The 26,289-nt window shown below is 37.4% G+C and carries 25 protein-coding genes; 11 read left to right on the top strand and 14 right to left on the bottom strand.

Features of this window, described 5'->3' with window-relative positions:
* Positions 1–141 precede the first annotated feature (141 nt).
* The 4 genes from Q0874_RS04145 (at position 142) to Q0874_RS04130 (ending at position 4,830) form a co-directional block, all read left to right on the top strand.
* Positions 142–810: a succinate dehydrogenase cytochrome b subunit gene (locus Q0874_RS04145; protein ID WP_299159741.1), complete on the top strand. Its 669-nt coding sequence runs from the start codon at positions 142–144 to the stop codon at positions 808–810.
* Between the two features lie 2 nt (positions 811–812).
* On the top strand, positions 813–2,816 hold the full coding sequence (locus tag Q0874_RS04140; protein ID WP_299159738.1) for a fumarate reductase/succinate dehydrogenase flavoprotein subunit: 2,004 nt from the start codon (positions 813–815) through the stop codon (positions 2,814–2,816).
* 6 nt (positions 2,817–2,822) lie between these two features.
* The gene (locus tag Q0874_RS04135) at positions 2,823–3,569 is read left to right on the top strand and encodes a succinate dehydrogenase/fumarate reductase iron-sulfur subunit (RefSeq protein WP_299159736.1); all 747 of its coding nucleotides are present in this window, start codon (positions 2,823–2,825) and stop codon (positions 3,567–3,569) included.
* A gap of 103 nt (positions 3,570–3,672) precedes the next feature.
* Positions 3,673–4,830: a methionine aminotransferase gene (locus Q0874_RS04130; protein ID WP_299159734.1), complete on the top strand. Its 1,158-nt coding sequence runs from the start codon at positions 3,673–3,675 to the stop codon at positions 4,828–4,830.
* A gap of 64 nt (positions 4,831–4,894) precedes the next feature.
* Here the strand turns inward: Q0874_RS04130 and Q0874_RS04125 are convergent, their stop codons facing one another.
* The 8 genes from Q0874_RS04125 to Q0874_RS04090 form a co-directional block, all read right to left on the bottom strand.
* The gene (locus Q0874_RS04125) at positions 4,895–6,058 is read right to left on the bottom strand and encodes a serine hydrolase (RefSeq protein ID WP_299159733.1); all 1,164 of its coding nucleotides are present in this window, start codon (positions 6,056–6,058) and stop codon (positions 4,895–4,897) included.
* Positions 6,059–6,069: 11 nt separating this feature from the next.
* Positions 6,070–6,600 carry a GNAT family N-acetyltransferase gene (locus Q0874_RS04120; protein ID WP_299159731.1) on the bottom strand — a complete coding sequence of 177 codons (531 nt, stop codon included), beginning with the start codon at positions 6,598–6,600 and terminating at the stop codon, positions 6,070–6,072.
* Between the two features lie 350 nt (positions 6,601–6,950).
* Positions 6,951–7,604, bottom strand: a complete 654-nt coding sequence (locus Q0874_RS04115; RefSeq protein ID WP_299159729.1) for a CoA transferase subunit B — start codon at positions 7,602–7,604, stop codon at positions 6,951–6,953.
* A gap of 21 nt (positions 7,605–7,625) precedes the next feature.
* Positions 7,626–8,327, bottom strand: coding sequence for a CoA transferase subunit A (locus Q0874_RS04110; RefSeq protein WP_299159726.1), 702 nt, complete (start codon positions 8,325–8,327; stop codon positions 7,626–7,628).
* 126 nt (positions 8,328–8,453) lie between these two features.
* A complete protein-coding gene (locus Q0874_RS04105) occupies positions 8,454–10,796 on the bottom strand; it encodes a transglycosylase domain-containing protein (RefSeq protein WP_299159724.1) in 2,343 nt (780 codons plus the stop codon).
* Between the two features lie 3 nt (positions 10,797–10,799).
* Positions 10,800–11,282, bottom strand: a complete 483-nt coding sequence (locus Q0874_RS04100; protein WP_299159722.1) for a gliding motility lipoprotein GldH — start codon at positions 11,280–11,282, stop codon at positions 10,800–10,802.
* Positions 11,275–12,438, bottom strand: a complete 1,164-nt coding sequence (locus Q0874_RS04095) for a regulatory iron-sulfur-containing complex subunit RicT (RefSeq protein WP_299159720.1) — start codon at positions 12,436–12,438, stop codon at positions 11,275–11,277. The genes Q0874_RS04100 and Q0874_RS04095 overlap by 8 nt, the downstream gene beginning before the upstream one ends.
* A gap of 206 nt (positions 12,439–12,644) precedes the next feature.
* Positions 12,645–13,676 carry a rhodanese-related sulfurtransferase gene (locus Q0874_RS04090; RefSeq protein ID WP_299159718.1) on the bottom strand — a complete coding sequence of 344 codons (1,032 nt, stop codon included), beginning with the start codon at positions 13,674–13,676 and terminating at the stop codon, positions 12,645–12,647.
* A gap of 359 nt (positions 13,677–14,035) precedes the next feature.
* On the opposite strand from Q0874_RS04090, the gene recA reads away from it, so the two are divergent.
* From recA to Q0874_RS04070, 4 genes are all read left to right on the top strand, one after another.
* On the top strand, positions 14,036–15,037 hold the full coding sequence (recA, locus tag Q0874_RS04085) for a recombinase RecA (RefSeq protein ID WP_299159716.1): 1,002 nt from the start codon (positions 14,036–14,038) through the stop codon (positions 15,035–15,037).
* A gap of 97 nt (positions 15,038–15,134) precedes the next feature.
* On the top strand, positions 15,135–15,551 hold the full coding sequence (locus tag Q0874_RS04080) for a hypothetical protein (protein ID WP_299159714.1): 417 nt from the start codon (positions 15,135–15,137) through the stop codon (positions 15,549–15,551).
* A 35-nt stretch (positions 15,552–15,586) separates the two neighbouring features.
* Entirely contained in the window at positions 15,587–16,117 is a 531-nt protein-coding gene (locus Q0874_RS04075) for a sigma-70 family RNA polymerase sigma factor (protein ID WP_299159712.1), read from the top strand.
* An 11-nt stretch (positions 16,118–16,128) separates the two neighbouring features.
* Positions 16,129–17,679: an outer membrane beta-barrel protein gene (locus Q0874_RS04070; protein WP_299159707.1), complete on the top strand. Its 1,551-nt coding sequence runs from the start codon at positions 16,129–16,131 to the stop codon at positions 17,677–17,679.
* 117 nt (positions 17,680–17,796) lie between these two features.
* Here Q0874_RS04070 and Q0874_RS04065 read toward each other — a convergent pair whose 3' ends face one another.
* Entirely contained in the window at positions 17,797–18,549 is a 753-nt protein-coding gene (locus Q0874_RS04065) for a 1-acyl-sn-glycerol-3-phosphate acyltransferase (protein ID WP_299159705.1), read from the bottom strand.
* A gap of 69 nt (positions 18,550–18,618) precedes the next feature.
* Here Q0874_RS04065 and trpS point away from each other — a divergent pair, with 69 nt between their 5' ends.
* A complete protein-coding gene (gene trpS / locus Q0874_RS04060; protein WP_299159702.1) occupies positions 18,619–19,587 on the top strand; it encodes a tryptophan--tRNA ligase in 969 nt (322 codons plus the stop codon).
* A 160-nt stretch (positions 19,588–19,747) separates the two neighbouring features.
* Here the strand turns inward: trpS and dprA are convergent, their stop codons facing one another.
* Entirely contained in the window at positions 19,748–20,851 is a 1,104-nt protein-coding gene (dprA, locus tag Q0874_RS04055; RefSeq protein ID WP_299159700.1) for a DNA-processing protein DprA, read from the bottom strand.
* Positions 20,852–20,956: 105 nt separating this feature from the next.
* Between dprA and Q0874_RS04050 the strand changes: the two genes are divergently transcribed.
* Positions 20,957–21,901: an SPOR domain-containing protein gene (locus Q0874_RS04050; protein ID WP_299159697.1), complete on the top strand. Its 945-nt coding sequence runs from the start codon at positions 20,957–20,959 to the stop codon at positions 21,899–21,901.
* A gap of 54 nt (positions 21,902–21,955) precedes the next feature.
* Entirely contained in the window at positions 21,956–22,471 is a 516-nt protein-coding gene (locus Q0874_RS04045) for an acyl-CoA thioesterase (RefSeq protein WP_299159694.1), read from the top strand.
* A gap of 6 nt (positions 22,472–22,477) precedes the next feature.
* Here the strand turns inward: Q0874_RS04045 and Q0874_RS04040 are convergent, their stop codons facing one another.
* Genes Q0874_RS04040 through Q0874_RS04025 form a run of 4 tightly spaced genes read right to left on the bottom strand, consistent with a single transcriptional unit; the run spans position 22,478 to position 26,281 of the window.
* Positions 22,478–23,329 (bottom strand): aldo/keto reductase, encoded by an 852-nt coding sequence (locus Q0874_RS04040; RefSeq protein WP_299159691.1) that lies wholly within the window; start codon positions 23,327–23,329, stop codon positions 22,478–22,480.
* A gap of 13 nt (positions 23,330–23,342) precedes the next feature.
* Positions 23,343–24,572 carry a peptidoglycan DD-metalloendopeptidase family protein gene (locus Q0874_RS04035; RefSeq protein ID WP_299159688.1) on the bottom strand — a complete coding sequence of 410 codons (1,230 nt, stop codon included), beginning with the start codon at positions 24,570–24,572 and terminating at the stop codon, positions 23,343–23,345.
* A gap of 1 nt (position 24,573) precedes the next feature.
* A complete protein-coding gene (locus Q0874_RS04030) occupies positions 24,574–25,359 on the bottom strand; it encodes a DUF4292 domain-containing protein (protein ID WP_299159686.1) in 786 nt (261 codons plus the stop codon).
* Positions 25,360–25,363: 4 nt separating this feature from the next.
* Positions 25,364–26,281, bottom strand: coding sequence for a hypothetical protein (locus tag Q0874_RS04025; protein WP_299159683.1), 918 nt, complete (start codon positions 26,279–26,281; stop codon positions 25,364–25,366).
* Positions 26,282–26,289 lie beyond the last annotated feature (8 nt).

The raw sequence follows: 26,289 nt of genomic DNA, 5'->3' as shown, positions 1-26,289 counted from the left end.
TGGTTTACCATAGTTTTCTTTACCAATGTCAATAAAACTCTTTGTATTCTCTTAAAATCAATCTAAATACCATTCTAATAGGTCAGGAAATTTGTTAATGATTTCCTCTTGACTTAAATTTGGTCCCCTAAACTATAACTAATGAGTTCACTGATTAAATCGTCCATAGCCCGAAAAGTGGTAATGGCACTTTCGGGTCTTTTTTTGGTATTGTTTTTGGCGCTTCATGTAACCATTAATTTAACCTCTGTAATTTCCCCCGACACTTTTAACCAATGGTCCCATTTTATGGGCTATAATGTTCTGGTGCAATATATAATGCAGCCCGTGTTGATAATTGGCGTTATAGTGCATTTTGTAATGGGAATAGTTCTTGAGATTCAAAACACACAGGCACGTTCAATTAAATACACCAAATACAAAGGAGCTGCTAACGCTCCATGGGTTTCACGTAACATGATAATCACCGGTCTGGTTGTCCTTGCCTTTCTGGGCTTGCACTTTTATGACTTTTGGATTCATGAAATGACTTACAAATATATAGAGGCCAATCCTGAAGACCCTACACGTTATTATGCGGAAACTGTGGAGAAATTTGCTCCCATGTGGAGAACTCTTCTTTATATTGTTTCTTTCGGATTGCTCAGCCTCCATTTATGGCATGGCTTTGCCTCATCTTTTCAAAGTATGGGTTTAAACAATAAGTATACCCCGTCTATAAAATCATTTACCAAGATCTATGCAATAGTAATTCCTTTGGCATTTGTCTTTATTGCTATATATCATCATCTTAACCCTATAACGCATTAATTATGGGCATTCTTGATTCTAAAATTCCATCCGGGCCTTTGGCTGACAAATGGACAAAACATAAAAATGAAATAGATTTAGTAAATCCTGCCAATAAAAGAAATATCGACATCATTATTGTTGGTACCGGTCTTGCCGGAGGTTCTGCGGCTGCTTCGCTCGCAGAATTGGGTTACAATGTTAAAACTTTTTGTTACCAGGACTCTCCCAGAAGGGCACATTCTATAGCTGCACAAGGCGGAATAAATGCTTCGAAAAATTATCAGGGTGATGGTGACAGCGATTACAGGCTATTTTATGACACGGTAAAGGGTGGCGACTACAGGTCCCGGGAGGCTAACGTCTATCGCTTAGCTGAAGTTTCGGGAAATATTATAGATCAATGCGTTTCTCAGGGAGTGCCATTCGCACGTGATTATGGTGGCCTTTTAGATAACAGATCCTTTGGTGGTGTTTTGGTTTCCAGGACTTTTTATGCCAAGGGACAAACTGGACAGCAACTCTTACTAGGAGCATATGCGGCAATGAACCGGCAAATACATCGTGGCAAGATTAAGTCATATACCAGGCATGAAATGCTGGATTTGGTAATTGTTGATGGTAAAGCCAGAGGGATTATAGCAAGAAACCTGATTACAGGAGAAATAGAAAGACATTCGGCACATGCAGTTGTCATAGCTTCAGGGGGGTATGGAAATTTATTTTTCCTTTCTACCTATTGTATGGGTGCAAATGTAATGGCTGCCTGGCGTACGCATCGCAGAGGCGCTTTTTTTGCGAACCCTTGCTATACACAGATCCATCCTACCTGCATCCCGGTTTCAGGAGAACATCAATCCAAACTCACTTTAATGTCGGAATCTCTTAGGAACGACGGAAGGATATGGGTGCCAAAAAAATTAGATGACGCTAAGGCCATCCGCGAAGGAAAATTAAAGCCCACTCAATTAAAAGAAGAAGACAGGGATTACTATTTAGAACGCAGATATCCCGCTTTTGGCAATCTCGTGCCTCGCGATGTCGCTTCAAGAGCGGCAAAAGAACGTTGTGATGCAGGATATGGAGTAAATAAAACAGGAGAAGCAGTTTTTCTGGATTTTGATGCCGCCATAATGCGGTATGGAAAAGAAAAAGCGCTCACATCAGGTCTAAAAGATGCCGATAACGCACATATAAGAAAACTTGGAGAAGAGGTTGTAGAAGCCAAATATGGAAATTTATTCCAGATGTATGAAAAAATTGTGGATGAGAATCCATATAAAACCCCTATGATGATCTATCCTGCGGTACATTACACTATGGGAGGGTTATGGGTTGATTACAATTTGCAGACTACGATTCCCGGATGTTATGCAGCAGGCGAGGCCAATTTCAGTGACCATGGAGCAAACAGGCTTGGAGCATCTGCGTTAATGCAAGGTTTGGCAGATGGTTACTTTGTTTTACCGTATACTATTGGTGATTTCCTAGCCGATGATATCCGTACGGGGCCTATACCAACTGATTCCGAAGAATTTGATAAGGCCGAGAAGGATGTTTTAGACAAGATCAATAGATTAATGTCTGCAAAGGGAATTCATTCTGTTGATTACTATCACAAAAAGCTTGGTAAAATCATGTGGAATAAATGTGGTATGTCTCGTAATGCCAAAGGATTAAAAGAAGCTATTGAAGACATTGCCGCTTTAAGAAAGGATTTCTGGGAGAATGTCAAAGTGCCCGGAGCTGCAGATGACAAAAATCAGGAATTAGAAAAAGCAGGCCGTGTAGCGGATTTCTTAGAGATTGGGGAGCTTTTTGCAATGGATGCTTTGGAGCGAAATGAATCTTGTGGGGGTCATTTTAGAGAAGAATATCAAACTCCTGAAGGGGAAGCGTTACGTGATGACAAAAATTTCAAATTTGTGTCAGCCTGGGAATATAAAGGAGAACCAAAAGACGCCAAACTGCATAAAGAGAATTTGATTTATGAAAATATTGAATTAAAGACGCGTTCCTATAAATAATAAGCTATGAAGATTTATCTTAAAATATGGCGTCAAAAAGATGCTTCCTCAAAAGGAAAAATAGTAGACTATACTATGGATGGTATTGAAGGTGATATGTCCTTCCTGGAAATGCTGGATATATTAAATGAGGATTTAATATCGAAAGGGGAGGTGCCTATTGAATTTGACCATGATTGCCGCGAAGGGATCTGCGGTACATGTTCTCTTCAAATCAACGGACGACCTCATGGTCCGGACAGACTTATCACCGCATGTCAACTTCATATGCGAAGTTTCAAGGACGGGGATACGATAGTAATTGAACCCTTTAGGGCTAAAGCTTTTCCGGTAATCAAAGATTTGATTGTAGACAGAAATGCTTTTGAACGCATTCAACAGGCTGGTGGTTTTATTTCTGTGAACACTTCTGGCAGAACAGTTGATGCTAATTCCATCCCGATAAGGAAAGACAATGCCGATAAGGCATTTAACGCGGCTGCTTGTATTGGTTGTGGAGCATGTGTGGCAGCTTGTAAAAATGCCAGCGCCATGTTATTTACTTCTGCCAAAGTATCCCAGTTTGCCTTATTACCTCAAGGAAGAATAGAAGCGACAGAACGCGTACAAAATATGGTGCGCCAGATGGATCTGGAAGGCTTCGGAAACTGCACAAATACGGGTGCATGTGAGATAGAATGCCCAAAAGGCATTTCTTTGGATAATATTGCCAGAATGAATAGAGAGTATTTAGGCGCCTCAATAAAAGGCTAGAAGAAAAGTGTATATATTTCTAAAATCCCGGATAATTCTATCCGGGATTTTTATTTGGAATATCCCGTATCTTTTTTGCTATTTTTACCATAACTAATCTGCTATGAAGTCGTCTGCACACCATCTTACTTCCAAATTGCCAAAGTTGCCTGATTCTATATTCAGCACAATGAGTGGTCTCGCAAAAGAGTACAATGCCATTAACATATCTCAGGGTTTTCCCAATTTTGAACCAGATCCCGCTCTTATAGAATTAGTTACCAAGGCAATGAAAGAGGGTTATAATCAATATGCTCCTTTAGGTGGTATTTATCCTCTTAAGGAGGTTATTGCTGAAAAGATCGCCTTTTTATATGGAACTAAATACGACCCGCAGTCTGAAATAACCATTACAGTAGGAGCTACCCAAGCAATTTTTACTGCTATTTCAGCACTTGTTTGGCCAAATGACGAAGTAATTGTTCTTAAACCGGCCTATGATTGTTATGAACCGGCTATAATAGCCAATGGTGGTATTCCTGTGTTAATTCAATTAACAGGAAAGGACTATGCTATAGATTGGGATGTATTTAAATCACATCTTAGTGACAAAACCAGGATGGTCATCATTAATACACCACATAATCCAAGTGGGATGGTATTTTCAAATTCCGACATGTTAATGCTCCAAAGTTGTCTAAAAGACACGAATATCATTTTATTGAGCGATGAAGTGTATGAACATATTGTATTTGATAATAACATCCACGAGAGTGCTTCTAAATACCCCGATTTAGCCTCGCGAAGCCTTGTTTGTGCCTCTTTTGGTAAAACTTTTCATGCAACCGGGTGGAAAATGGGTTATTGTGTGGCGCCGGCAGAGCTAATGAAAGAATTTCAGAAAATTCATGAATTCAATGTGTTTTGCGTTAACCACCCCTTTCAGAGAGCATTGGCAGAATACCTTAAGAACCCTGCACACTACTTAGATCTAGGGCCTTTTTATCAGCAAAAACGGGATTTGTTTTTAACAGCAATCAAAAATTCCAGATTCAAGTTTACACCTACTCGGGGAACTTATTTTCAGCTATTGGATTTTGCAGAAATCACTGACGAAAGTGATCTTGATTTTGCAGAAAGACTCGTTAAAGAATTCGGTATTGCCTGTATCCCAATTTCAGTTTTTAATAAAGATCTTGTAGATAATAATCAGATACGGATTTGTTTTGCAAAGACCACTGAGACCCTCTTAAAGGCGGCTGAAATCATTACTTCAATATAACTTTCCCCCAGTCAGATAGTCGATGACTTAATGCTATTTTTGGTTTTATCAATTACAAAATATGCTAATTCCCTTCTATTGCGCCATTAATTAGAACCATCAAATCTCCAATCTTAGAGGGTTCCAGCCATCTTGTGATCACTACCAGATTATTAGCCTTATCAATTACAATAAAATTCCCTCCAAAACCGGACGCATAGTAGATGTCTTCTGAAAGCCCCTTCCAATGCCGATCCCCTTTATTGTTAAGCCACCACATATAGCCATAATTAGGGTTTGGTACTGAAGGGGTTGTTGCTTCCTGTATCCAGGCCTCGCTGAGAAGCTGTTCTGAGTTCCATTTTCCACTATTAAGAAATAGCAAGCCAAAACGGGCCATATCTTCTGTACTTATAAAAATTCCTGCTCCTGAATGACCACCGCCAGTAACAGATTTCATTTTTATTCCGTCAATTACAGTCCAGGCATTTTCGTAGCCATACCAGCGCCATGTAGTTGAAGCTCCAATTTTATCCATTATATGCTCCTTGAGTACAACAGGAACGGGCTTTCGCCAAACGTGTGTCAATGCATAAGCCAGTACATTTACACGGACATCATTATATTCCATTACGGTGCCGGGTTCCTTGAGTTCTCTGAATTTCCAATCATCCAATTCTCCATCTTTTGGAGGTCTGTCTGCCCAATCCTTGCCACCCCATAACTCTCCTGACCAATCTGAATTTTGTTGTAGTAAATGCTTCCAGCTAATTTTGCTATTGTGTTCTCCTGCAAATGTGCCATCCCAGATATAAGAGGAAACTTTGTCCTCTGTACTTTCAATTAGATGATTATCTACAGCAAGGCCTGCAACGGTAGACAAAAAACTTTTAGTTACGCTAAAAGTCATGTCAACACGTTTAATATCTCCCCATTTTTGAACAATGTAACCGTTTTTCAAGATTATACCTGCCGGCCCTCCCCGTTTTTTAGTAGGTCCTAAAATTTGATGAAATGGTTCTCGCTCAAACCCCTTTAAAACTGCAATCCGTAAATCTCTTGACCCCGAATACTCGTTCCCTTTGGCAAAATTGACAGCTTCATTCAGCTTCGTTTCATTGAGATTAAAAGAGGCTGGGGGCCTTTCCTGCCATTCAGCATTTCTTTCAGGAAAATAATAAGCCTGCTGACCAATAGCAGTATTTATCGCAAATAATAAAATAGCGAGGACAAGGGTTTTTATATACATTCTTTATAGTATTATTTTTCCAAGTTAACCAAATTCAGTTTCATTAGCCAATCCATTTGTTTATCGCTGCCAATATAATAAGGATGCCTTCCAAATTTTATAAATCCATTCTTTTCATAAAATCTGATGGCATTGGTATTCTTCTCCCATACGCCAAGCCATAAGTAGCTCTTTTTTTTGTTGGCCGCAATATATTTAATTTGATTTAGCATCCAATGCCCTATTTTGTTTCCCTGAAATGTATTTTTTACATAAATTCTTTCTAATTCAATGGCATTTTTATCCTTTATGTCTCCTTGTGCTTCATCTTCATTTAATTTAAAATATCCTAAAACCTCATTTTCTGAAAAAACCAAATAAAATGACATCCGAGGGTCTGCCAGTTCCATTAAAAGTTGTTCTTCAGAAAAAGCCTTTTTCATATAGGCATTAAAATCATCCGGGTTATTTTCCAATTTAAATGCATCAATAAATGTCTTTCTGGAAATTGAAATAAGTTTATCTAAATCAGAAGTAGTACATTTTGATAAATGAAGTTTCATACTGTTATGAAATATCCCCTAAAATAAAAAAAGGAGTAAAACATATTGCTTTACTCCTTTAAATATTTTGTGATTACGTACTAAAACATAAACAGTTTTCTGGTCAACATTACTATACCGCTAAAAAATTCGTTTCGGTATACCTGAATTTCTTCTTCAATAGGTCTGTGGTTAATTTGTGCGTCCATAGATTTTGGAATTTTAATAAAATAAGATTTGGGGTTTAATAAATATGCTATAAAGATAATGTGTGCGATTCAAGCATCTAAAAATTTGTTGTGAAGTATCTCCAAATTGTTGTGAAAAAAGTAACTCATTTAAATTTATCGATAAAGCGTTTATTTTGATCGTTAAACGGTCATCTCCGGAATATCTCCTTCAACAATTAATGTTCCCTCCGTTGCCTGTTTTATAGTATCAACACTGACACCCGGAGCTCTTTCAAGCAATCGGAATCCCTTTGAAGTAACCTCCAGAACCCCAAGATTGGTCACCACTTTTTTTACACAACCAACACCAGTAAGAGGCAGGAAACATTTTTTTAACAGCTTTGATTCTCCTTTCTTATTTGTATGCATCATTGCCACAATAATATTCTCTGCCGATGCAACAAGATCCATTGCTCCACCCATTCCTTTTACCATTTTTCCGGGTATTTTCCAATTGGCAATATCTCCATTTTGTGATACTTCCATAGCTCCGAGAATGGTAAGGTCAACGTGTTTTCCGCGAATCATTCCAAAACTAGTTGCAGAGTCAAAAAAGGAAGCCCCTGGTAAGGTTGTAATGGTCTGTTTGCCGGCATTAATGATATCGGCATCTTCTTCACCTTCATAAGGGAATGGGCCCATGCCCAAAACACCATTTTCACTTTGAAATTCAACGCTAATATCATCTCTGACATAATTTGCCACAAGGGTTGGAATGCCAATTCCAAGATTGACATAAAACCCATCTTTCACTTCCCTTGCAATTCTTTTTGCTATACCAATTTTATCCAGCATAATATGATCTTTAATTAGTATTTAGTTCCGCGATCTTACAGTACGTTGTTCTATTCTCTTTTCATAGTGTTCTCCCTGGAAGATTCGTTGAACAAATATACCGGGGATATGTATTTCATTTGGATCAAGACCACCAGCGGGCACTAATTCTTCTACTTCTGCTACTGTTATCTTAGCGGCACCGCACATGCAAGGATTAAAATTACGTGCAGTCCCTTTGAAAATCAAATTCCCGGCTTCATCACCCTTCCAGGCCTTAACAAATGAAAAATTAGCTTCAAAGGCGTGCTCAAGAACATACATTTTACCCTTAAAATCTCGTGTTTCCTTACCCTCTGCTACCTCGGTTCCATACCCCGCGGGGGTATAGAAGGCCGGGAATCCGGCTTGAGCCGCTCTACATTTTTCCGCAAGGGTTCCCTGAGGCGTTAATTCTACATCTAATTCCCCACTTAGCATTTGTCGTTCAAATTCGTCATTTTCACCAACATATGAAGAGATCATTTTTTTAATCTGATGTTTCTGAAGTAATAAGCCCAGACCAAAATCATCAACTCCCGCATTATTACTAATACAGGTAATATCTTTTATTCCCAAACGAACGAGTTCTGAAATTGCATTTTCAGGTATGCCGCAAAGCCCAAAACCCCCTAGCATAAAGGTCATTCCGTCTTCTACTCCTTTTAATGCCTCCTGTACATTGGCCACTGTTTTACGTATCATAAGTAATAAATAAGCTGGTTAAAAATGCTATTTCTTATTACTACTAAAGTACATTTTTAAATAAAAAATCCCGCCATTTGGCGAGATTAGTTTAATTCGTTAAATTTTGAATATTATTGAAATTTTCTAAAAATCCAGCTCATCAAGGTCGTCTTCAAGATTATCTTTTAATGGGGTTTCTTCATTTTCTTTTGAACAATCAACATTGATAGTAAGCTCTTCCGGTATTGGAAATTCATCCATAGAAATTCCTAAATCCTCATTCTCATAATTACTTTTCATATATAAAGCCCATATCGGTAAAGCCATCGAAGCTCCCTGACCATATGTAATAGTCTTAAAATGTGTAGCCCTATCTTCGCCTCCAACCCATACACCTGTCACCAGATTGGGCACCATTCCCATAAACCAACCGTCACTTTGGTTCTGTGTTGTTCCGGTTTTTCCGGCAATCGGATTTGTAAATTCATAAGGATAACCGGTGATTATCTCCTTATATACCGTTTGGTCTTTATTGGAAGAATGCCGTAGTCTGGTTCCTGATCCGCCTTCTGTAACCCCTTCCATTAAATTAACCATTGCATAAGCTACCTCCTTACTCAGAACGTCTTTTGTTTCAGGAACGTACTCAAAGAGCACAGCCCCATTTTTATCTTCAATTCGGGTAACCATGACCGGTTTTACATAAACACCTTGATTTACGAAGGTACCATATGCCCCTACCATTTCATAAACATTCAAATCAGGGGTTCCCAGGGCAATTGAAGGCACTTCAAGAATCTCTCCCGTTAATCCAAGATCTTTAACAATGGCTACAACAGGTTTAGGGCCTACTCTGTCTATCAATTGAGCAGTAACTGAATTTACAGAGTTGGCAAGAGCACGTTTCAAAGTATACATCTTTCCGGAAAACTTGCCATCAGCATTTTTAGGGCACCATGGTTCCGGGTTACCATGTTTACCTGCCTCAATACAATACTGACTATCCGGAAGTGAATCACAGGGAGATAATCTCAGTTGATCAATGGCAGCAGCATAAACGAATGGTTTAAAAGTCGAGCCGGCCTGTCTTGCTCCCTGTATTACATTGTCGTATTGAAAATGTTTATAGTTAAGGCCCCCTACCCAAGCCTTCACATGGCCTGTTTGGGGTTCCATTGACATCATTGCAGTCCTTAAAAACGTTTTATAATACCTAATGGAATCTAATGGAGTCATAACGGTATCCTTCTCCTGGGTGTCACTATTCCAATCAAATACTGTCATTTCGGTTTTTTCCGTAAATGAGCTCCTGATCTCTTTCTCAGAGGCACCATTGGATTTCATGATTCGCCAGCGTTCTGAAGTTCTCATAGCACGCTCCATGATTCGGTTTGTCTCTTCAGTATTCAGATCCAAAAATGGGGCCGTTGCATTTCTATCCGGCGTATTTTGATGAAAAAACTCTTTTTGAAGTCGTTTCATATGTTGCTTTACGGCATCCTCAGCATTTTTCTGCATCCGGTAATCAACGGTGGTATAAACTTTAAGTCCGTCCAAATAAATATTCCACCGATCTCTTTCACCTTCTTCTGCAGGTCTGGGGTTTTTTTCAATCCAATCATTTAGAAACCCTTGTAAATACATTCTGAAATAGGTAGCAAGACCATCCCTATGAGATTCCGGTGTAAAATTTATGTCCATTTTTAACGCCTGTAGTGAATCCTTTTCCTTTTCAGTAATAAAGTCATATTTAGCCATTTGACCCAATACAGTGTTACGTCGATTCAATACTAATTCTTCTCTTCTGATGGGGTTATAGAGTGAAGAATTTTTTAACATTCCAACCAGTACAGCAGATTCTTCCGCCTTTAACTCAATGGGTTCTTTTCCAAAATAAATTCTTGATGCGGAGCGTATTCCGTCTGCATTATTTATAAAATCATAGGTGTTCAGATACCAGGCAATTATCTCTTCCTTGGTATATTGCCTTTCCAGACGTATCGCTATTACCCATTCCTTTACTTTTTGTATAATCCTGCCTGCAGCTCCGCCGGATATTCTTTTGGTGAATAGTAATTTAGATAATTGTTGAGAAATTGTACTGGCGCCCCCTCGCTTACCAAGAAATACCATTGCTCTCAAAGTACCTCTGGCATCTATCCCGGAATGATCAAAATATCTTGCATCTTCTGTAGCAACCAGGGCATTAACCAAATTCTCCGGCAATTCATTATAGGACACAGGGGTTCTGTTGTCATCTAAATAAAATTTTCCAAGGGTTTGACCATCTGAAGAGATGATCTCAGTCGCTAAATTTGTCTGTGGATTCTCCAACCGTTCAAATGTTGGCATTTCTCCCAAAAATCCCCAGGAAGCTAAAAGAAATATTAAAAATATCAAAAAAAGACCTGATGCAAACAGAATCCAAAACCATTTAATAAACTTAGAAAAGTTGGAAGAAACCTTCTTTTTCCGGGCTTTTGCCATAACTTATTTACGCTTTTCAATTAAGAAACCAACATCAGTGATGCCTTCTAGTTCCATGATCCCGTCTGCGTTGCCATTTTTACGCATAGCATGGGAAATTTGTAAAGTATATACGCCCTTAACGGGAAAAATGATGTTTTCCTTATACCAAAGTTTATTTTCTTTAATACTGCCATATCCTTTTCCCAGCCATTTGCCATCCGGCATAGCCATTTCATACTCCAGGGTATCCCTTTGGATATCGCCATTAGGATATTTTAAATCTGCTATTAAAAATAAATTGCTGTAGGGAAAAGATTCATCATTTCTTATGGAAATAAATATATCATTCGCGCTAATCGTGTCATTTTCTGTGAAGCTAAATTCTTTTGCGTCACCTTTGCCCCATATGCCGCCAGGATTTGCCTGAAATTCCGAATGTGTCAGCTTATCGTTACATGCCAGAATCAACAAAACTAAAATTGAATAGAAAATCCTATTAGACATTTTTGGCAGGTCTTTTTCTGTTATTCCTTCTTTTTTTATTATTGTTCCCCTTATTTCTTCGTTTCGGGCGGTCAAACCTTGTAAGACTATCCTGTCCCACAACATTTTCAAAAATCAGCTTTTCTTCTTCAATATTTTCAGCAGCATACTCCTCAAGGCTGGCTACCGGTTTTTTTGCTTTATTCTTATCCAGTATCTCCTGAACTTGTTCTTTGGTGAGTGCATGCCAGTTAGAGGCGTCTTCTTTATAGGAGAACCAAAGCATCCCTTTAAAAATGTCTGTTTTTTGACAAAAAGCTACTCCTTTTTCAGTGAATAATTTACTGTCCTGAGAAGGGAAGTCCTCTAATGCCTCTAAATACAGATCCAGCTCATAGTTTAAACAGCACTTTAGTTTACCACATTGGCCTGCCAATTTTTGCGGATTAAGTGAAAGTTGTTGATAGCGTGCTGCGGAAGTGCTTACTGAACGAAAATCCGACAGCCAGGTAGAGCAACACAATTCCCTACCGCAAGAACCAATTCCTCCTAAACGTTGTGCTTCCTGTCTATAACCAATTTGCCTCATTTCTATACGAATGCCAAAGGCCTTAGCCATATCCTTAATCAATTGCCTGAAATCTATACGCTCTTCCGCCGTATAGTAGAACGTAGCCTTAGAACCATCCCCCTGAAATTCCACATCAGAGATCTTCATCTGCAATTTCAACAAAATAGCCATTTCGCGGGCTCGCTTTTTTATCTCTTCTTCCTTATCGCGACATTTCTGCCATTTGTCTATGTCCTTTTGAGTTGCTTTGCGATATATTTTGGGAATTTCCTCTTCAGAATCTGGAACTTTTTTTCGCTTCATCTGCACCTTAACCAATTCTCCGGTTAAAGTAACAAGGCCAATGTCATGGCCAGATTTAGCCTGTGTAGCCACAATATCGCCAATGGATAATGGCAGATTTTCTGTGTTCCTGAAAAACTCTTTCCTGCTATTTTTAAATCGAATTTCAACACAATCAAATGGCTGAGAACCACTTGGCAGAGACATATTAGAAAGCCAGTCAAACACTGTCAATTTATTGCAGCTATCTGTGCCGCAAGTTCCATTGTTTTTGCATCCACGCGGCTGCCCATCCTTGCCGGTTGAACAACTGTTACAACCCATATTTTATATCTTGGTTTAGCAAATCCAACTTTTGGTTTTGCTAAAAGAGGTTCATAAATAATTATTGAAGGTAAAGATAGTACTTTTTTACTGTCATGGAAAGTGACAATTATTGTAGAAAAATAATCGATCTTCACATCTTACGGTGATGTAATAAGTTCATGAAAATGAGCCCTAAAATAAATTCCTGTAAGATATGGGCAGGTTTATTTTTTAAATTTCAAGACCTCTGATCTTCCTTTTTTAAAAATCTTATTACTAACCACTTTCCCTTTTCTAAGTCTTTTCTGCTCCTCAAAAGGAAGTTCATGGATTTCTTTGCAATGGTTTGAACAACAATTGTTCATTTTATCTGCACATGCCTCACATTGAATGAAAAGCAGATGGCAAGCTTCATTGGCACAGTTAACATGCGTGTCACATGATTCACCACATTGATGACACTGGGCTATGATATCTTCGGTTATACGCTCACCTCGTCTGTGATCAAATACAAAATTCTTGCCAAGAAATTTATTTTCAAGATTCTTTTGTCTAACCTGACGCGTGTATTCTATAATCCCTCCTTCAAGCTGAAAAACATTTTTAAATCCTTTATGCTTATAGTACGCACTGGCCTTTTCACATCGGATACCTCCCGTGCAATACATTACAAGGTTCCTATTCTCCTTGTAGTTTGATAAATCCTTTTCTATTATATCCAATGAGTCTCTAAACGTATCAACATCCGGTGTGATTGCATTTTTAAAATGTCCAATTTCACTTTCATAGTGATTTCGCATGTCAACCAAAAGTGTATTGGGGTCGTCAATCAATTCATTAAAATGCATGGCATCAACATGTATCCCTTTGTTGGTTACATCGAAAGTAGCATCATTCAAACCATCTGCGACAATTTTCCTCCGCACCTTAATCTTCAGTTTTAAAAACGATTTGTTGTCCTGCTCTATTGCAATATTCAATCGAACATTTTCAAGAAATGAAATACTGTCTATATGCGATTTGAATTTTAAAAAATTATCCGCCGGAACAGACAATTGGGCATTAATGCCTTCAGGAGCTACATAGATTCTTCCCAGAACATCCAGTTCATTCCAGTGAATGAATAAATGGTTCCTAAATAGTTTTGGATTACCAATATGTGCGTACTTGTAAAAAGAAATAGTCAGACGCTCCTGTCCAGCTTTCTCAATAAGAGTTTCTCTTTCTTTAGCACTTAATGTATTGTACAGTTGCATACTATACTAATTATTAAGTTTAAGAATTCAATAGATTACAAAATTAAACATATTCCGTAATAGCACAAGAGAAAACTTATAATCCCATCTAGTATCCTCCTTTTGCCCATTACAAAAAAAAGAGTCTTGATAGTTCAAGACCCTTTAAGGACCACTCCCTGGTAATTTTCTTTTTCATAGATCAACCTGAAAGGATGTGGTCTCCGTTGTCCAAATTTCCTCGGACACTTGGAATATTTTGTGTTTAAATACGAACACTTATCAGGGAGATGCAGGAATACTAAAAAGGTTGCTTTTGACATTGTTATATGAAAAAAGAAATGGTAATTTAGCGTTCCTAATTTTATAGAAAAATACACATGGCTAACGATAAAGAGGCGAAACTTAAGGCATTAAAACTAACACTGGATAAATTGGACAAAACCTATGGTAAGGGTGCCGTCATGAAAATGGGGGACTATGTTGTTGAGGATGTAGAAGTTATCCCTTCAGGTTCTCTTGGCTTGGATATTGCCTTGGGTGTAGGTGGTTATCCTCGCGGAAGAGTTATTGAAATATACGGCCCGGAATCTTCCGGAAAAACCACGCTCACTTTACATGCCATAGCCGAGGCTCAAAAAAATGGTGGTATAGCTGCGTTTATTGATGCAGAGCATGCATTTGACAGGTTTTACGCAAAAAATTTAGGAGTCGATATTGACAACCTAATTATATCACAACCTGATCATGGGGAACAGGCATTAGAAATTACAGATAACCTAATTCGGTCGGGCGCAATAGATATAGTGATTATAGATTCGGTGGCGGCATTAACTCCAAAAAGTGAAATTGAAGGTGAGATGGGAGACTCTAAAATGGGTTTACATGCCAGATTAATGTCACAGGCACTTCGAAAATTAACCGGTTCTATAAGTAAAACACACTGTACTGTAATCTTTATTAATCAGTTAAGGGAGAAAATAGGTGTTATGTTTGGAAATCCTGAAACCACTACGGGTGGTAACGCGCTGAAGTTTTATGCTTCCGTTAGGTTGGATATTCGCAGATCTACACAAATAAAAGATACTGAAGGTGCTGTCCTGGGTAATAAAACGAGGGTGAAAGTTGTCAAAAATAAGGTAGCTTCCCCTTTTAAAACTGCAGAATTTGATATAATGTACGGTGAAGGAATATCCAAAGTGGGTGAAATTCTCGATCTCGGAGTACAATATGAAATTATCAAAAAAAGTGGATCCTGGTTTAGTTACGGAGACACAAAGCTCGGGCAGGGAAGAGATGCAGTAAAATCGCTTTTGCAAGATAATCCTGAACTACTGGAAGAATTAGAAGGCAAAATAAAAGAAGCAATAAGTGCCGTATAAGCTTAATTTAAAATAGCTCATTTTCTCTATTCCCAGGTTTTTTAAGCAACCATTACCTGATCTTATCATCTTATACTAAAGATTTTAATAGATGATTATGAAAAGAGTAGTTTCCCTATTTTTCGTATTATTCGCATTTGTTTTATCTTCTTGTAGTTTGAGCGATGATCAACCGAATTATTATTTTGTTCCACTACAAGTTGTAAGTGCTGAATTACCAGAATCATTCAGTTTGCATGAGACCTATCAAATTAATGTAACTTATCTGTTGCCTAATGGATGTGTCTCTTTTGAAGGTTTTGACGTAAGTCCCATTGCAGAAACAACAAGAAATGTAGTTCCTATAGGATCACAGTTTGATGATCCCGAATGTGTAGATGGAATGGCCGAAGTAGAAGGTTCATTTAACTTTATCTGTCTTTATACAGATACCTACCTCTTTAGGTTCTGGACAGGAGAAGATGAAAACGGCGAGCAGGAATATTTGGAAATTGAAGTTCCTGTAAACCAATAATCCACTATTTTAGGTCTGTTAATCTAACCAATATTTTGAGTCTGGAAGAACTCATACATAATTGTAAAAGAGGAGATAGAAAAGCGCAGGAACAATTGTATAGAAATTATGCAAAAATATTGTTCGGTATCTGCTTAAAATATTCGCGCAATAAAACGGAGGCCGAAGATAATCTTCACGATAGCTTTATGACCATATATGATAAGATTGGTCAATATAAGTTTAAAGGCTCTTTTGAAGGTTGGATTAAACGGATTACCGTTAATACGGTACTTCAGAAATATAGAAAAGAAGAATATCTGAAAGTAGTAACAGATAATGTAACTGAAGAACCCGAGATTCATTCAGAATATTTGGATATTGAACTCCCCACCCTCTTGAGTTATATACAGGAACTTCCTAATAAATACAGACTCACCTTTAATATGTACGTTCTTGATGGGTTTACACATAAAGAGATAAGCGAACAATTAGGTACATCAGAAGGCACATCAAAATCAAATCTAGCCAGGGCCAGAATGATTTTAAAAGAACGAATAAAGAAAGAAAACATAAATATTGCTTAATTACCTAAGCCATGAAAAAAGAAAATATTGATAAATTATACCAGGAGAAGTTGAAAAACTTCAACGAGGTTCCGGACGAAAGGGTTTGGAAGGCAATTTCGACCTCCCTGGATAAAAAGAAAAAGTCTCGCCCAATTATTCCTATTTGGTGGAAATTAGGGGGGGTAGCGGCAATTTTAGCCATATTGTTATCCATTTTTATTCCTTTTGAAAGCGATCAAAATACGAATCAAATAATTACAGATGTTGAAAGTGCCCCTTCTTTGGATAATTCAAGGATAAATGATGTTGAAAATATTTTGCCGGCAGACAACAAGGAAGATGGGAATAGTGTGGTAAACTCTTCCGATGCAAAAAAAGATACGGCAAATCCAATTCCTGTCAGTGATGTTAATCGTCCAGCAAATGAATTACAAGATATTGAGACCACCATTGTTACGTCATCTGAGAAAACCAATTCAAAAACAGAACAAAATACCAATAATTCTACAACTCCAGACCCTGAAACCGCTATTACCTCTGTTCGTTCAGAATATACCCCCAGTGAGATTAGGAAAGATGTAGATGCCAAAATAATGAAGGAAGAGCGGAATACTGAAATTGCCGCCAATATCAATACTACTGTCAAAGACCCTGGGGTTATAGATAGCGAGAATAATATTTCTAAGAATAATCTCCAAAAAGATACTCCTCTAAAAGAAACCGCCATCGCCAATGGAGTAAGTAATTTGAGTGAGGAAAAAGAGGAGGAAGATCAGAAGTCTGGTATGGGTAAGAGGTCTATTTTTGAAGAAATTGAGAAATCGCAGGAAACTGAAGTGGCCCAAAGTAATAGTAATAAATGGTCTGTAGGGCCCAGTATTGCACCGGTTTATTTTAATTCTTTTGGGAATGGCTCGCCAATACATTCAAATTTTGTGTCGAATTCGAAAAGTGGTAACGTTAATCTAAGTTTCGGATTGATGGTTTCGTATGATATTAGTAAAAAATTGAGTATCCGCTCAGGGCTCCACAAAGTAGATTATGGTTATGATACAAATGAAATATCTTTTTCAGCTTCACTTACCGCATCCACTAGTGATCAAATTGATAATATAAATTATGTGCCTACTTCAAAAAATTTAGTTGTCAGGAATATGGAAGACAGTAAACTTTCAGAACAGGCAAGCAGTATGGAATTTACGGCTCAAAGCCCTGCCCGTGACGGCAGAATGATTCAAGATTTTGGTTATTTGGAATTACCCTTAGAAATAAATTATGCCCTGCTTGACCGAAAATTTGGAATAAACGTTATAGGCGGATTGAGCTCGCTTTTTCTGGTAGATAATTCAGTCGTTCTTGAGGCAAATGGAAACACTGTAGAGATGGGGGAGGCCAATAATATTAATGATGTGAATTTAAGTACAAATATTGGTTTTGGTCTAAATTATAAGTTTTCTCCAACCCTGCAATTTAACCTGGAACCTATGTTCAAATACCAATTAAACACATTTAGCGAAACATCTGGTAATTTTCAACCTTACTCAATAGGAGTCTATACCGGTTTAAATTTTAAATTTTAGTGTCTCTGAAAATTTAATGTTTTATTATGCCCTGATTAAAATGGCATTATTACTTCAATAGCAGGCATAATTATATAATATATTTTATACCATTTAGTATATTATATTAGTGATCCTTTAATTCCGATTAAGAGGCCTATTTTGAAGCTCTTTTAAAATAATGGTTCTTACTTGTTCACGTAATTCCGATTTTTCATTTTCCATTAGTTCTTTTGTTTTGAAAAAGGAATGAACCTTTACTCTTGCAATACCCGGGCTTCCGCTGAATAATGTAAACGGAAAACGGCTTTTGTTGTCATAAAAGGTAATTGGAACTACAGGAATATTATGTGCTATTGCCATTTTAAAGGCCCCATCCTTAAATTCATCAAGTATTACGTCCTCCTCGGGTACGCCACCTTCCGGAAAAATACAAATACTAAGGCCCTGATTTAATCTTTTCTGTGCTCTTCTATATACAGCCGTCCTGCTTCGACTGTCTTCTCTGTCGACAAGAATGCAGACACGTTTATAAAAAAATCCAAAAACAGGAATATTAACCAACTCTTTCTTACCTACAAAGACAAAGGGGTTCTTACTTGTTTTTAACATCATCATAATATCAAGCATACTGGTATGATTTGCAACCAACATATAGCTTTGACCCTTCACCAACTTTTGCTCGTAAGATATTTTTGGAAAACAAAACATCCCGTAAATAATAATATTTGCCCATAAATTTCGTGCCAGCCAAAAAAATTGCCGATAAGTCCTGTCTGAAAGGGTTGTTAAGAGAAGAAAGGGGAAAAAAATAAAAATAGGAAGACTCACAAGGATATAAAACCAAATACGATAGAGAACGTGACCTAATTTTTCCAGAGGTAAGCGCATAAATCAAAAATAACAATTTTAGCAGGGTAATCGTATTTCTTTTACTTTTGCCTCTGAAATATAAAATAAATGGCAAGAATATTAACCGGCATACAAAGTACAGGAACCCCACACCTCGGAAATATCCTGGGAGCGATCATACCTGCAATCAATATGGCAAAAGATCGTGAAAATGATTCTTTCCTGTTTATTGCCGATATGCATTCCCTTACCCAAATAAAAAATGGTGAAGAGCTGAGACATAACACCTATGCAACTGCTGCCACTTGGTTAGCTTTCGGGCTTGATATAGAAAGCACGGTGTTTTACAGACAGAGCGATGTTCCGCAAGTAACGCAACTGGCGTGGTATTTAAGCTGTTTTTATCCTTATCAACGACTAACCCTGGCCCATTCATTCAAAGACAAAGCAGACAGGTTAGAAGATGTTAATGCGGGGCTATTCACATATCCCATGCTAATGGCTGCAGATATATTGTTATATGATGCTAATATTGTTCCGGTTGGTAAAGATCAGTTGCAACATATCGAAATGACACGAGATGTTGCATCCCGTTTCCAGTCACAAATGGGTGAAACTTTTGTAATGCCTGAAGCGCAGGTCCAAAAAGATACCATGTACATTCCTGGCACAGATGGGGCGAAAATGAGCAAAAGTAAGGGCAATCTTATAGATATTTTTCAGCCGGATAAAAAACTGCGTAAACAGGTGATGAGTATCGTTACGGACAGTAAATCTCTTGAAGATCCCAAAGACCCCGAGGCGGATACCACTTTTTCATTATACCGAATTTTAGCTTCTGATTCTCAGATTGCTGAAATGCGGTCAAATTACTTAAATGGAAATTATGGCTATGGGCATGCCAAACAAGCTTTGTATGAATTAATCCTTGAAAAGTTTAAATCCCCACGAGATAAATTCAATTATTATATGAATCATCTAAATGAGGTTGACGATGCACTATCAATTGGTGCAGAAAAAGCTAAAAAAGTGGCCGATTCAGTGCTCGAAAGAGTTAGGAATAAAGTAGGGTACTAGATTTTTGTTAACCAACTACCCGGTTTGTAATTAAACTTTTTACTGAAAAGATCAAAAGTTAGTCTGCAGTTTTATTAGTGTATTTTATCGATGAACACCCTAAATAGATTGTTTTATCATCTTAAATTAAAAACAAACAAACTACCTGGTCTGATTTAAACTATATAGCTTCATACTGTTTCCCAGGTAAAGGACGTATCATTCCTTTCATTTCCATGGTCAAAAGACTGGACACCGTTTTAAATACAGGTAATTGGCATTCCAAAGCAATTTGGTCCACCAATTGTCTCCCTGTTTTCTGCAGAAAAGTGTAGATTGTTTTCTCATTCTCATCCAATTCAACAAAAAGTTGTTTTTGTACGGCGACAGTTTTATGTTCTTCCAATTGCCAATCCATTAAATAGATCAGATCTGCAGCAGAGGTAATCATATGAGCCTTTTGGCTCTTAATTAGATTATTACAGCCTAAACTATATTTATCTTTTACCCGCCCAGGTACGGCAAACACATCCCTATTATAGCTATTAGCCATATCTGCCGTTACCAGACTACCTCCCTTTTCTGCAGATTCTATTACAATTGTCGCTTCACTTATCCCTGCAATTATTCTATTCCTTTTTAGAAAATTTTCCCGATCGGGGTTACTTGTACTCCAGAATTCAGTTAAAAAGCCTCCGTTTTTATCAATTTCATCAACATATTTAAGGTGTGCTTTTGGATATATTTGATTTAATCCATGCGCCACACAAGCTACGGTCTGAAGACCCATTTTTAAAGCTGCCTTTTGTGCACAAATATCAATCCCATATGCAAAGCCACTTATTATAACAGGATCTAAAGGCGCAATATCTTCAATGAATTTTTCACAGAAAGCCCTGCCATAACCAGTGCTATTGCGGGTACCCACTATACTGATCACTTTTTTATCCTCAAGTTTAATGTTGCCCTTTTTAAAAAGTAAAATAGGGCCATCTAAACAATGTTTCAGATAAGCAGGATAATTAGGATCCATAAAGTATGAATAGGATATTCCATTTTTAAGAATAAATTCATATTCTGCTTCAGCAGCAAGAAGGTGTTTTCTGTTTTGCAGGCCGCTTATGACCGCAGATCCAATTCCACCAATTTTTTCTAAATGCTTCCTTTTATCCGTAAAAACTGCCATTGGACCGCCACAGTGAGCTATCAGCTTTTTAGCTGTTATATCACCAATGTGAGGGATATTTTGCAACCTAAGAACTGCAATTAACTCATCCTTAGTCATTTATAAAATATATTTAGTTATTCACAAATTACACAAAATATTATGTTAATAAAAAGTTCTCTTCTCTAGTTTGAAGCCCTCAAATTTTTCTTCATCTTTGTATTTATGGGAATTGAGCACTACATTCAACAACTTTTATATCGTTACAACTGTGTTGTGGTTCCTGATTTTGGTGCCTTTCTTACGCAAATGAAATCTGCCGTACTTCTAAAGTCAACCAATACCTTTTACCCTCCTTCAAAAAGAATATCATTTAATGAACAATTATCCTCAAATGATGGTTTACTGGTTTCATACATGGCCAATGCCGAAAACAAGTCATATGAGGAAATGTTGAAACAAACCCTTGATGTTGCAAAAGCATGGAGAAAACAATTACATTCAGGAGAAAGGTTAAAAATATCATCTATAGGTGAATTATGGTTAAACAGGGAAGGAAAATTACAATTTCAACCTTCAAATGAGGTAAATTATCTTACATCTTCTTATGGTCTCTCGTCCTTTGTGTCTCCGGGGGTTACCCGTGAAAAGCTTAAAGAACAAGTAGTCGAATTAGAAGAAAAGATTCCCTTTATTATAACTCCCGAACAACGAGAAAGAACTTCATTCAGGCCCTATTTGAAATATGCTGCTATACTATTATTAGCCCTATCGACGGGAATGACAGCTTACCGATTTTATGGCGAAACTCTTCTCAAAAAACAACTCGTTCTGGAGGAAGCACAAACCCTTGTGTCTAAAAATATTCAGGAAGCTACATTCTTTAACTCAAAGCCACTTGAATTACCTGAACTTGAGCTAAATGTAACAAAGAAAAGTAAGGGTAATCACCACATAATTGCAGGAGCATTTAGGATTCAGGAAAATGCTGATAAGAAAGTAACACAATTGCGCAACAAAGGTTATGACGCAACTTATCTAGGGGTTAATAGTTATGGCTTACACCAGGTTACCTACGGTAGCTTTGAAAACCCGGAAGAAGCTCTAATCTTTCTAAAGAAAGTAAAGCGTTCAGAATCACAAGACGCCTGGATGTTGTCTACAAAATAGTTTCTTTCTTTTTCTTCAATGCATTTGCTGCGTATCTTTGAAAAAACTTTTCATATGCAGGCCAAAACACCCAGTGATTCAAGAACCATAATGACGGATATGGTTTTGCCAAGCGAAACTAATCCATTGAACAATCTTTTTGGTGGTGAACTATTGGCGCGCATGGACAGGGCTGCCAGTATAGCTGCACGGCGACACAGCCGGTGTATTACAGTTACAGCATCTGTTAATCACGTTGCTTTTAACCGTTCTGTTCCTTTGGGCAGTGTGGTTACCGTTGAGGCCAAAATATCCCGAACCTTTAGAACTTCGATGGAAGTTTATATTGATGTTTGGATGGAAGATAGATTTAGCGGGGAAAGTACCAAAGCCAATGAAGCCATTTATACTTTTGTTGCAGTAGATGAAACTGGAAAGCCAACTGAAGTCCCGCCAATAATCCCGGAAACAGCACTGGAAACTGAACGTTTTGAGGGCGCACTGAGGAGAAAACAACTTAGTCTGGTTCTCGCGGGTAAAATGAAACCAAATGAGGCTACGGAACTCCGTGCATTATTCATGAAAGAATAAATTCATTTAGATATTTAAAAATTCAAAATCGAAATTGTCAGGATCCGGCCCAAAACGCTGCCCTCTATCCAGACTATCCAAATTAGCCATATCATCCGGGGTTAATTCAAAATCGAAAATATCCGCATTTGCTAAAATTCTTTTCCGCTTGGATGATTTAGGAATGGTAATAACTCCTTTTTGCAAATCCCAGCGCAAGACTATTTGAGCAATCGTTTTATTGTATTTATTTGCGAGTTCTTTAAAGGCTTCTATTCCAAATATTTTGCCCTGCATCATTGGAGACCAGGCTTCGTATTGAATATTTTTATCCAAACAAAAATCCAAAAGGCTTTGTTGTACCAAATACGGGTGAAATTCCATCTGATTTACCATTGGAACTATTTTTGCCGTACCCAATAAATCTTCCAGATGATGTTGCATGAAGTTACTTACTCCAATAGCTCTGATTCTTTTCTGCTCATAAAGATATTCCATAGCTTTCCAGGTGTCCTTATATTTTCCTGCAACCGGCCAATGCGCCAAATAAAGATCTAAATATTCCAGCCCTAGTCTATTAAGGCTTTTGTCAAAAGCTTTTAGCGTATTGTCATAGCCCTGATCTGAATTCCAAACTTTACTCACAACAAAAATATCTTCCCTTGGAACATTGCTCTCTTTTATTCCGGTGCCTACTCCTTCTTCATTATTATAGACAGATGCAGTATCTATATGTCTATATCCTTCCTCTAATGCCCACTTAACCGCGTTTATTACCTCTTTTCCATCTTCAGAAAGATAAACCCCCAAACCGAAATACGGCATTTTAACCCCATTGTTTAAGGTAAAAGTTCCTTTAATATCAGTTATTGATTCCATATTCTACTTATCATTAAAGTCGGTAAATCCATTCCTCCGGATTCAATCTTGTAGCGTCCTCGTAGAGGTAAAATTTTAGTTGTGTTAAACCATTGTACCGATTGGTATATATTTCTCCTAACTCTTCTTTCAAGCTTACTTTATCACCCTTTTTTACATACAAATTAGAAAGGTTGTAATAGGTGCTTATAAAGTTTCCGTGTTTGATCTGAACGCCTTTATTTCCTCCTGGCACAGCCAAAATTGCTATTACTTCCCCTTCAAAAACAGCACGGGCCGTAGCGCCTTCATCTGTTGCAATAATTACTCCATTACTTTGGTGTTTAATCCCAGGATATACGGCATCTTTATAAATACCAAAACCTTGCTGTTTAATCCCCTTTTCTACCGGCCAGATAAGCTTTCCTTTGTTAGCAGAAAAGTTATTTGCCACCAGAGTCGCTTCCGGGGTTAAAACAAACTTATTTGAAGTTACACTTTTCCCGGCTTTCTTATTCGAAGCGGCTATAGCACTCCTGATTAGTCGTTCTATTTGTTGATCAATTTTTCGTGCTTCCTGCTTTTTCTTTTTAATAGCTGAGGCATAATTACTCTCATTTTGTCGAATTGACTTTAATAAGTCTTTTTGAGCCTTTATCTCATTCAGCAATAGACCTTTGGCCTTTAAATTCTGGGCCAGTAAAACCTCCTTTTCCTTTCTTTGGTTCGTTAAATCATTGTTTAGCTGGATAAGTTCTTCCGTTTTCTTGACAATATCCTCTCCCTGCTCTTTTCTAAACTGAGTATATTGTTTCATATATTGTAATCTTTTGAAGGCCTGAAAAAAATTTTCAGAAGACAAGAGAAACATTAGCCTGCTTTGTTGAGATCTATTCTGATATGATTTTTGGATCATTGTGGCGTACTCTTCCTTCAAGGCGTCCAAATCTTCCCGAAGCTTGGAAATATTTCGAATATTAGCATTTATTTGCCTGTTAAGAAGGTTAGCTTGCTGATTAGTAACACGTATCAATTGCTGTCTAACATTAATCTTCTGATCCAGCACCTCCATTTGATCCAGAACGGTACCTTTTTGTTTTTTTTCTGCAAATAACAGTCTGTTTATGTCTTCAATTTCCTTTTGCAGCTGTTCTCGTCTGGTTTCCAAGGCTTTTTGCTCATTGGTTTGCCCATGTACATTGGAACCCAGAAGCACGAAAATAATAAAAAGTATATATGCAGAATATTGCTTTGCAATTCTCATTTTATTTCAAAACTATTTCTTCAAATCCTTTTGGTATTTTATAGGGGAAATTCAATATTCTATTCAACTCAATGTTCTTAAATTGAATGGCAATATTGGTGATTTGGTCAATATCAATTGCTGTAATCAGAATTTCTTCAGGTAAAATTTGGCTATTCTTTTCCTGATATGACTTGTAATAAATCTCCAGAAGCCTCTTATTCCATGGCTGAGATAATTGCTGTGTTGCTATTTTAAAATTCTTTGGTTCAATTAAGAATAGTGTTTTGAACAGATCACCTATATTTTTAGGCTTAAGTTCGTAGTATTCTTCCGTAACAAGGGAAATATATTTCTCTGTACGTAAATCAAATAGTGCCTCTCCTAATAGTAGATTCTGTACTTTGTTGAAATCTAATTCCGTTCCCAATAACTCGCTTAAATAAGTGAAGTCTCCATCAAAATACTCATTTTGAAGTTTATTGTAGAATGTTACTCTTTTAGGGGTGATTAACGCCTTTACAACACCCAAAGGAGCACTCATCCAAATGGCTTTCCCCTTTTCAATTCTTAGGCTAACATTAAAGCTTTGAACAGCTCCACCATCATTATACTCCACTTTCATCTTACCACTTATGGTCTTGAATGCTAATTGGTTTTTATAATGATTTTTGATTATTGCCTTGGTGGTAAGCCTTTCATCAACTTTGCCCGCAGAAACTACTTTACTTGATTTGCAAGAGAAAGAAAGCATTGCCAGAATGGTAATTATGATCCATCTATTCCAACTATAGGTATTACTTTTCATTCGATCAGGAGCCAGATTTGATTTTACTAAGATACATATTTGCCTTTGATGAGTTTCCCAAAAATGTATACACATTGGCTAACTCTCTGTATATGTTATTACCAAGTTCAATGTCATCAATAAGAAAATCCAAAGCAGTTTCTAATACCTCTGTTGCTTCTTTTTGTTTTCCACTTCTATTCAGGCCCATCCCCTTGGCAAAATAAAAATAGGGTTGAGACGGAAATTCCTCCAAAGCTTCATCTGCTTTGATAATTAAGGAAGAATAATTCTTATTGAGGATTAATTCACCAATTTCTTCCTTATACTTCAAAAGTGGGTTCAAATTAGTGTTTTGGACCGTAGGAACTGATTTTATTTCATCATCACTCTTAGGGCGATCCAAAGAATCTTTGATCTTAAGTGCAAGTGCTTCTTTAAACGAAGAGTCCTTCAACTCCTTAAGAATATTTGAAGACTCCTGATAATTCTTTTGTTGGTAGTAAATAAGCGCTAGATTTTCTTTGAGTTTATTATTATCAAAAGAAATTTGCTCTTTAATCATCTCTATAGGCCTACCCTGCTTTTGCATGATATCTGCTACAGCATTTAAATACCAAAAGTTCTCGGGTTCCGACTTTAATGCGTCTATCCCGTATTGTTCAGCTAGTATATATTGCTTATTCGCCAAATAGGATTTAGCTAGTTCAAAGTCTACCACATTGTTTGTGCTATCCAATTTTTTACATTTGAGGAAAAGGTTTATAGCCTTATCATAGTTCTCAATCCCTTTTTGCTTTAATGCTTCAAAAAATGTCTCTTGAAATTCGTCTGTATAATCTTCCAAAAATACCTCAGCGCTTTCTTCTTCCTGAGCATAGCTTAGCTGAGAGAAAATAAATATCCCTAAAATATAAATAACCCATTTAAGCCTAAAGTTCATATAATCAG

This window comes from uncultured Eudoraea sp. (assembly GCF_947490415.1).
Lineage (GTDB): Bacteria > Bacteroidota > Bacteroidia > Flavobacteriales > Flavobacteriaceae > Eudoraea.
The sequence above is the reverse complement of the archived record's forward strand: the minus strand, read 5'-3'. Positions and strand labels throughout refer to the sequence as shown.

What these genes read in the sequence shown, in the direction of transcription:
- Q0874_RS04105 (WP_299159724.1), bottom strand. Translation starts at nt 10,796, where the DNA reads ATGGCAAAAGCCCGGAAAAAGAAGGTTTCTTCCAACTTTTCTAAGTTT.
- Q0874_RS04095 (WP_299159720.1), bottom strand. Translation starts at nt 12,438, where the DNA reads ATGGGTTGTAACAGTTGTTCAACCGGCAAGGATGGGCAGCCGCGTGGA.
- Q0874_RS04040 (WP_299159691.1), bottom strand. Translation starts at nt 23,329, where the DNA reads ATGGAATCAATAACTGATATTAAAGGAACTTTTACCTTAAACAATGGG.
- recA (WP_299159716.1), top strand. Translation starts at nt 14,036, where the DNA reads ATGGCTAACGATAAAGAGGCGAAACTTAAGGCATTAAAACTAACACTG.
- trpS (WP_299159702.1), top strand. Translation starts at nt 18,619, where the DNA reads ATGGCAAGAATATTAACCGGCATACAAAGTACAGGAACCCCACACCTC.
- Q0874_RS04100 (WP_299159722.1), bottom strand. Translation starts at nt 11,282, where the DNA reads ATGTCTAATAGGATTTTCTATTCAATTTTAGTTTTGTTGATTCTGGCA.
- Q0874_RS04145 (WP_299159741.1), top strand. Translation starts at nt 142, where the DNA reads ATGAGTTCACTGATTAAATCGTCCATAGCCCGAAAAGTGGTAATGGCA.
- Q0874_RS04115 (WP_299159729.1), bottom strand. Translation starts at nt 7,604, where the DNA reads ATGCTGGATAAAATTGGTATAGCAAAAAGAATTGCAAGGGAAGTGAAA.
- Q0874_RS04050 (WP_299159697.1), top strand. Translation starts at nt 20,957, where the DNA reads ATGGGAATTGAGCACTACATTCAACAACTTTTATATCGTTACAACTGT.
- Q0874_RS04140 (WP_299159738.1), top strand. Translation starts at nt 813, where the DNA reads ATGGGCATTCTTGATTCTAAAATTCCATCCGGGCCTTTGGCTGACAAA.
- Q0874_RS04090 (WP_299159718.1), bottom strand. Translation starts at nt 13,676, where the DNA reads ATGCAACTGTACAATACATTAAGTGCTAAAGAAAGAGAAACTCTTATT.
- Q0874_RS04125 (WP_299159733.1), bottom strand. Translation starts at nt 6,058, where the DNA reads ATGTATATAAAAACCCTTGTCCTCGCTATTTTATTATTTGCGATAAAT.
- Q0874_RS04080 (WP_299159714.1), top strand. Translation starts at nt 15,135, where the DNA reads ATGAAAAGAGTAGTTTCCCTATTTTTCGTATTATTCGCATTTGTTTTA.
- Q0874_RS04030 (WP_299159686.1), bottom strand. Translation starts at nt 25,359, where the DNA reads ATGAAAAGTAATACCTATAGTTGGAATAGATGGATCATAATTACCATT.
- Q0874_RS04070 (WP_299159707.1), top strand. Translation starts at nt 16,129, where the DNA reads ATGAAAAAAGAAAATATTGATAAATTATACCAGGAGAAGTTGAAAAAC.
- Q0874_RS04035 (WP_299159688.1), bottom strand. Translation starts at nt 24,572, where the DNA reads ATGAGAATTGCAAAGCAATATTCTGCATATATACTTTTTATTATTTTC.
- Q0874_RS04135 (WP_299159736.1), top strand. Translation starts at nt 2,823, where the DNA reads ATGAAGATTTATCTTAAAATATGGCGTCAAAAAGATGCTTCCTCAAAA.
- Q0874_RS04065 (WP_299159705.1), bottom strand. Translation starts at nt 18,549, where the DNA reads ATGCGCTTACCTCTGGAAAAATTAGGTCACGTTCTCTATCGTATTTGG.
- Q0874_RS04025 (WP_299159683.1), bottom strand. Translation starts at nt 26,281, where the DNA reads ATGAACTTTAGGCTTAAATGGGTTATTTATATTTTAGGGATATTTATT.
- dprA (WP_299159700.1), bottom strand. Translation starts at nt 20,851, where the DNA reads ATGACTAAGGATGAGTTAATTGCAGTTCTTAGGTTGCAAAATATCCCT.
- Q0874_RS04120 (WP_299159731.1), bottom strand. Translation starts at nt 6,600, where the DNA reads ATGAAACTTCATTTATCAAAATGTACTACTTCTGATTTAGATAAACTT.
- Q0874_RS04130 (WP_299159734.1), top strand. Translation starts at nt 3,673, where the DNA reads ATGAAGTCGTCTGCACACCATCTTACTTCCAAATTGCCAAAGTTGCCT.
- Q0874_RS04045 (WP_299159694.1), top strand. Translation starts at nt 21,956, where the DNA reads ATGCAGGCCAAAACACCCAGTGATTCAAGAACCATAATGACGGATATG.
- Q0874_RS04110 (WP_299159726.1), bottom strand. Translation starts at nt 8,327, where the DNA reads ATGATACGTAAAACAGTGGCCAATGTACAGGAGGCATTAAAAGGAGTA.